This is a genomic window from Azohydromonas caseinilytica (assembly GCF_012927045.1).
GTDB lineage: Bacteria > Pseudomonadota > Gammaproteobacteria > Burkholderiales > Burkholderiaceae_C > Azohydromonas > Azohydromonas caseinilytica.
The window spans coordinates 1-5656 of the sequence record NZ_JABBFW010000066.1; the positions used below are offsets into that span (position 1 = coordinate 1).

The following is a 5656-nucleotide window of genomic DNA, read 5'->3' on the forward strand; positions in this document are numbered from 1 at the left end:
TCCAGCGGACCCGCCGGTACCGTTCCAGCAGGTAGAGGCGATACCGTTCCAGCGGGTAGGCGATACCGTTCCAGCGGGTAGGCGATACCGTTCCAGCGGGTAGGCGATACCGTTCCAGCGGGTAGGCGATACCGTTCCAGCGGGTAGGCTATCCACAAGCAAAATTCCGAAAAACTCATGCGCATCAATGGGTTAGCGCAGTGCCAGAAATTGCCTAATCCTTTCTTAATCCTTTTCTAATCCGCGCGCGCGATCTGCGCTGTGGACAACTGCCCGGTTGAGAACCGGTTGATCCAGGGCCCCCAAGGGGGCCTGACCATCGCGCGCTAACGCGCGCACGCCCCCCGCTACACCCCCCAACCCCCTGCTACACGCAGGGGGAGAAACAGCCAAGCAACCAATTGGACTGTGTCTGGTCGGTGCTACTTGGTAGTCCGCCACTGATTGGAGCGCAACGCCTCCACAGCTCTCTAGAAGCCTTCACAACGCGTCTTCAAGCTCACTCCTTCTCGTGCCAAGAAGGCAGTGCAGATGCTATGAGACCTACGTATGGTCCTTGGTCTTGGTCTTTAAGCCAGTCAGAGCTATCGACTTACCAAAGTAAGCCGCTAACACGGCGATGCATCCTGCGGTGTGTAAGCCCAGCAGAGATAGCTCGGGCCAGCCTGCGGTCATGCCCAGAACAAGTCTCGCCATTAACGCCAGATAGCCTGCCAGCAGCGGCACGGCCGTACAGAGCACAAGCCATGGGATAGGGCGTGGATCTAACCACGCCGGCGACGCTGCCTCAGCGATGCCGCCGCTCTGCTGGAGAGCAACCGCCCCTTTTGTCTTTCTTACTTTGTGCTGCGGCTGGGCACTGAGCAACAGCGTCTCAGTCTTGCCCAAGTTGATCTTGCTTTGGGCCACAGGTCTTGGCAGTGCTTCCTGTGACGGTACGCCATTAAACGGATCGTCCATGGCGGCGCACCGTCACGCACCATGTGGTTGTGGATTGACTCTGATGCGCGGTGCTTCGTCTGCCGCGCTGGTGGCAGGCGCTGGCGCAGGGGGAACGGAGCGCTGCATGCGCGGCAGAAGCAGTGGTTGGAAGTTGTCACCCTTAGCGCGCCCAACTTCGTAGCCGTCCTCTTCCTGCTTGGCGACCCAGTTGAGCACTACCAGTGCAAGGTCGAAGACAGCTGCTCGAGTGGTAAGCCCGAACTTTCTCTGCAAGTCGTTCAACGTGCTGACCGTTGGTGCGTCGAGCAGGATCGTGTAGCGAGTCTGTGAACTCATGTGTTTCTCCGCAGTGGGGGTTGCGTTTGCGTGCCACAGGATATGCGCACAAAGTGCGCATTACAAGCGTCATGGATACGCACTAGATCCATCATTCATGCTACTTTTGGGACAAGGCCGATCATGTCACTTGAGGGCATGGCGCTAGAGGGGAAGAGCAATGTGCCCACCGCTGTACGGCGTGGCGCAATGAACACCAGACCCTATGGAGAGTGGTCGATGAAGATGCGCAAACCCGGTACTCCATCTACGACAGAGCCCAGCGATCTCGTAGCGGTACGGAACGCTGTAGATGACCAGCTCGATGATCTGGTCCAACAGCTAATCACTGTCTTCGAAATGGGCGAGCCCCATGTGCATGGCCCCACGAAACTCGTATGGGTAAGACACAAAATCCTGCTGTGCTGTGAAAGAGATAGCCGTACGGTTGTATCGAACCGGCAGCCGATAGGTTTAGATCAACTAGCACGGAGGCTGTCCGAATTGGCCTGCGAGCTACGGTGTATCCGACGCCTTCTTAATAAGGAACTTCCTGAAAAAAAGCCTGAAATAGGTTGGGCTATACATATAGCTTCAAGAATAATCTATCGCCTCCGTTCTGCGCTGGATGATGTTCAAAAGCTAGAGCACTCGCAGCTTCAGCAGTACTGGTTCGGTAAAAGTCTTGTTGGGGCAGTTGTTCTTTTGGCCGAGGTGTTCAGTCCTACGAGCCTATTTCTATGCCATAACATCTACCCAGGGGAGGACAGTAGCCAAATCGGCGTTGTGAAGTGCGCTAACGCTCCAGAGTTAAAAATGGCATCTACTGAGAGAAGAATCCGCCACATTGGTGGGCCAGCTGATACGCTGGCGCCAAGTGGTGGTGTCACGAAGTTCGTGAATACCCAGTTACTACAATTTAATAAGGCCGGTTGAAAGGTAGGTTTGTATAACCAACTAGGCTTCCCTTTGGTTGTACAGCAGCGAGTTGATTTCAAAGCTGGAAATTCAGGAACGTCTGTTCTCTGAATTTCCTAGCGGTGCAGATTGGGCTGTTATATCGGATAAGCCGAACAAGGCGCGGTCGTCAGCGCGGATCAAATATCTGTCCAGCCGAGCCAGAAACTTCTGCTTGGTCTGCTGGTCCTGCTCCATCAGCTCTAACACCAGGGCACCCGCGAGGATCTTGCGGCGCGTGTCCTCAGCCCTCTTGCGTTTTTGTTCGACCGATCGCAGACGAGCTTCAATCTTTTGCTTCTTGGCCCGCTCCTGCTTGAGCTTGGTTTCCAGCGCCGCAATGCGCTCGTCAATGGTTGCCATGAGAACTCCCGAAGCTATGCCAGAGGCAGCGTAACGCGCTGTCAGGAAAAGCCAAAAGGCAGGCCGCCAGGAGTACCCTGAGCGCAGCGTGTCCCGAGGCTGCGAAGCAGATAAGGGCGCACTTATGCAAACAGGCTGCGCCTGTTTGCCGTGCGTGGGGGCTGCCGCCCCTCAACCCCGCTTCGGAGGCAGCCGCATGGCGATCTTCCACCTGTCGGTGAAAACGGTGAGCCGGTCGGCTGGCCGCAGTGCCGTGGCGGCGGTGGCGTACCGCACCGCCGAGCGGCTGGTGGACCAGCGCACCGGCGAGCTCCACGACTACCGGCGAAAGGGCGGGGTGGAGTTCACCGAGCTTTTCCTGCCGAAAGGTGCGCCCGAGTGGGCACATATCCGGGAGGTGCTTTGGAATGCTGCCGAGCAGGCCGAAAACCGAAAGAATTCCACTGTTGCCCGCGAGTTTGAGATTGCCCTGCCGGCCGAGCTTTCGGCCCAGCAGCGGGAACGACTGGCCCGCGACTTGGCCCGGGAAATTGTGGAGCGCCACGGCTGCGCGGTGGACCTTGCCATCCATGCTCCTGGCAAGGCCGGCGACAACCGAAACCATCACGCCCACGTTTTGCTGACGACGCGCCGCTTGGGGCCGCAAGGATTCACGGAAAAAACCAGAGAACTGGACGACCGCAAAAGCCGGGAGGTGGATCGGTGGCGGGAGCGTTTTGCCCAGCTTCAGAATGAGCGGTTGCGGGAGTACGGCCATGAAACCCGTGTCGATCATCGCAGCCTGGAAGCTCAAGGCATAGATCGGCAAGCCACAAGGCATTTAGGGCCGACAGCAGCGGCCATCGAGCGGCGCACTGAAAAACCCAGCCGTAAACGCCTGGAGTTTGAGCGCGAGGTGGCCGAGCGGCTGACGCAGGCCAAGGAAGCCGGCGAACTGGAGCGCCAGGCGCGCGCGGTGGACCGCTCCATCCTGGACCTGTCGGGCGATTTGAAAGCCGCGCTGCAAGAGCGTGAGCGCGAGCAGCGCCAGGAGCAAGAGCGTCGGCAGTCCATCGAGGAGGCCAAGCGCCAAGCCGCCGCCGGCGTGGCCGAGTTTCGTGAGCAGTTTCGGCTGCACCAGGCGGTCGAGGCCGGCAAGCGAGCCGTACGCGAGGAAGTGATGGCCGAACTACAGCGGCAGGCCGCCGAGCGGGCGGCCGAGCGCGAGCGCCAGGCGCAACAGCAGCGCGAGCGAGAGCAGGAGCAGCAGCGACAAGCCGAGCGGCAGCAACCCCAGCGAGGACGCAAAGGCCCGAGCCCAGGGTACTGACCGTGACCCGCAAGGAGGTAGAGCATGGACCCACAAAAGCAGCTTTACGGCCTGATAGCCGTGGCCGAGGAGCAGCAGAAGGCGGTAGCCGCGGCCATCGACGACCTCGCCAAGGAGAGGGCAGCCCTGGCCCGAGAGCGGGCCGCGCTGGTTCAGGCCGCGGCGCAGATGGCCGGACAAGCCGGGGCAGTGACGCAGGCGGCAGTGAATGCCGCTCCGACGCTCCAGAAGGCCGCAGGCGGGGCCGTAAGCGAAGCGTTGAGGGTTGGACTGCTCAACCTGTCCGAAACCGCTACAGACGCTCTGGATGAGGCTTCAAAGCCCCTGCTGGGCCGGATGAGCATGGCGACCCAGGCCGCCAGCGAGGCGAGCGGCACACTGGCGGACTCACTAAGCGGTTTCCGGCAGCGGCTAGGGCGCGTCGTGGTCGGCCTGAGTGCCGGCGCAGTCCTGGTGGTGGGTCTGTCGGCCTGGGGCATGGTGGCGTGGCAACGCCACCAGGTGGAGAGCCTACAGCTGGAGCGTCAGGCGCTGACGAGCGAGGTGGAGCAGCTGCGGGCCAACGTCGCGGCGCTGGCGAAGAAGGGCGGCCGCATCGTCATGAGCGACTGCGGCGGCCGGCTGTGCGTCGAGGTCAGCAGCAACCAGGGCGAGGGCTCGGAGAAGTGGCAGGCCCACTGGAGGCGAGAAAAATCAGGGGCGGGGTTCGTGATCCCGAAGGGGTACTGATGAAGGCGGAACTGAAGGCGCGCGTTGCGAAGGTGCAGCAACAGGCGAAAAAGCGTGAGCAGGCCGAGCAAGAACAGAACAAAGTTGCGTCCACACCTAAAAGCAACGTGGTGAAGCTGCCGCTGTGGCCGGAGCCTGTCCGGGCGGTGCCGAACGGCTTCTTACGGTCGGCGCTGTTCGGCGCGATCGCCAAGGGGCGGCGGCGGTACATCAACGGCGAGGATCTGGCCGCCATCGACGGCGTGACGATCCGCTACAAGGGCGAACGCCTCGACCAAGGCGATCTCGACGTGTGGGAAAGCGTGCTGCACGCCGTGCGCCTTCAGGAGCTGGGTAGCCAGTGCCGCCTTACGTCCTACGCCCTGCTCAAGCTCATGGGCAAGACCGACACGGGCAAGAACCGAGTGACGCTACAGAACCGCATCGAGCGGCTTGTAGCCAACGCCGTGACCGTCAAGCAGGGCCGCTACACCTACATCGGCGGCTTGATTCGCTTCGCGGCCAAGGACGAGGAAACGCAGGAATGGGTGATCGAGCTGGACGCCAAGTTGCGTCCCCTGTTCGCTGCTGACCAGTTCACGCAGGTGGAATGGGCCGTACGCCACGCGCTGGACGGCCACCAGCTTGCGCAGTGGCTGCATGGCTTCTACGCCAGTCATGCCGATCCGTTCCCGCTCAAGATCGAGACATTGCACAAGCTCTGCGGCAGCGAAGCGGGTGAGCTGTGGAAGTTCGCCCAGACGCTACGCAAGGCGCTGGACGAGGTAGCCAAGGCCTGCGCGGCCCACGGCGAGGCGTTCAGCTACGAGATTCGCGGTGACCTCGTACACGTCGAGAAGCGGGCCAGCAGGGCACAGCGGCGGCACCTGGTCAAGAAGGCGGCCAAGCCCCAAAAGCCTCACGGCTGATGCCGTTCCAGCGGACCCGCCGGTACCGTTCCAGCAGGTAGAGGCGATACCGTTCCAGCGGGTAGGCGATACCGTTCCAGCGGGTAGGCGATACCGTTCCAGCGGGTAGGCGATACCGTTCCAGCGGGTAGGC

7 protein-coding genes are annotated in these 5656 nt (G+C 61.2%); 4 read left to right on the forward strand and 3 right to left on the reverse strand.

All coding sequences use genetic code 11. The annotated features are described in order from the left end of the window. Positions 1–543: 543 nt before the first annotated feature. The gene (locus HHL10_RS29770) at positions 544–960 is read right to left on the reverse strand and encodes a hypothetical protein (RefSeq protein ID WP_169164053.1); all 417 of its coding nucleotides are present in this window, start codon (positions 958–960) and stop codon (positions 544–546) included. Positions 961–972: 12 nt separating this feature from the next. Continuing rightward, entirely contained in the window at positions 973–1278 is a 306-nt protein-coding gene (locus HHL10_RS29775) for a hypothetical protein (RefSeq protein ID WP_169164054.1), read from the reverse strand. A 219-nt stretch (positions 1279–1497) separates the two neighbouring features. On the opposite strand from HHL10_RS29775, the gene HHL10_RS29780 reads away from it, so the two are divergent. Then, complete coding sequence (locus HHL10_RS29780) at positions 1498–2193, forward strand: hypothetical protein (protein WP_169164055.1); 696 nt, start codon at positions 1498–1500, stop codon at positions 2191–2193. Between the two features lie 72 nt (positions 2194–2265). On the opposite strand, the gene HHL10_RS29785 is transcribed toward HHL10_RS29780, so the two are convergent. Then, positions 2266–2577 carry a DUF8583 domain-containing protein gene (locus HHL10_RS29785; RefSeq protein WP_169164056.1) on the reverse strand — a complete coding sequence of 104 codons (312 nt, stop codon included), beginning with the start codon at positions 2575–2577 and terminating at the stop codon, positions 2266–2268. A gap of 196 nt (positions 2578–2773) precedes the next feature. Between HHL10_RS29785 and mobQ the strand changes: the two genes are divergently transcribed. From mobQ to trfA, 3 genes are read left to right on the forward strand one after another with little or no spacing between them, the layout of a single operon-like run. Further along, positions 2774–3886: a MobQ family relaxase gene (gene mobQ, locus HHL10_RS29790; RefSeq protein ID WP_205833294.1), complete on the forward strand. Its 1113-nt coding sequence runs from the start codon at positions 2774–2776 to the stop codon at positions 3884–3886. Between the two features lie 24 nt (positions 3887–3910). Further along, positions 3911–4615 carry a hypothetical protein gene (locus tag HHL10_RS29795; RefSeq protein WP_169164057.1) on the forward strand — a complete coding sequence of 235 codons (705 nt, stop codon included), beginning with the start codon at positions 3911–3913 and terminating at the stop codon, positions 4613–4615. After that, positions 4615–5523: a plasmid replication initiator TrfA gene (trfA, locus tag HHL10_RS29800; protein WP_169164058.1), complete on the forward strand. Its 909-nt coding sequence runs from the start codon at positions 4615–4617 to the stop codon at positions 5521–5523. The genes HHL10_RS29795 and trfA overlap by 1 nt, the downstream gene beginning before the upstream one ends. The last annotated feature ends 133 nt before the right edge of the window (positions 5524–5656 follow it).

Bases quoted from the DNA above. Each gene is read 5' to 3' on its own strand.
- trfA (WP_169164058.1), top strand. From the start codon at position 4,615: ATGAAGGCGGAACTGAAGGCGCGCGTTGCGAAGGTGCAGCAACAGGCG.
- HHL10_RS29785 (WP_169164056.1), bottom strand. From the start codon at position 2,577: ATGGCAACCATTGACGAGCGCATTGCGGCGCTGGAAACCAAGCTCAAG.
- mobQ (WP_205833294.1), top strand. From the start codon at position 2,774: ATGGCGATCTTCCACCTGTCGGTGAAAACGGTGAGCCGGTCGGCTGGC.
- HHL10_RS29775 (WP_169164054.1), bottom strand. From the start codon at position 1,278: ATGAGTTCACAGACTCGCTACACGATCCTGCTCGACGCACCAACGGTC.
- HHL10_RS29780 (WP_169164055.1), top strand. From the start codon at position 1,498: ATGAAGATGCGCAAACCCGGTACTCCATCTACGACAGAGCCCAGCGAT.
- HHL10_RS29795 (WP_169164057.1), top strand. From the start codon at position 3,911: ATGGACCCACAAAAGCAGCTTTACGGCCTGATAGCCGTGGCCGAGGAG.
- HHL10_RS29770 (WP_169164053.1), bottom strand. From the start codon at position 960: ATGGACGATCCGTTTAATGGCGTACCGTCACAGGAAGCACTGCCAAGA.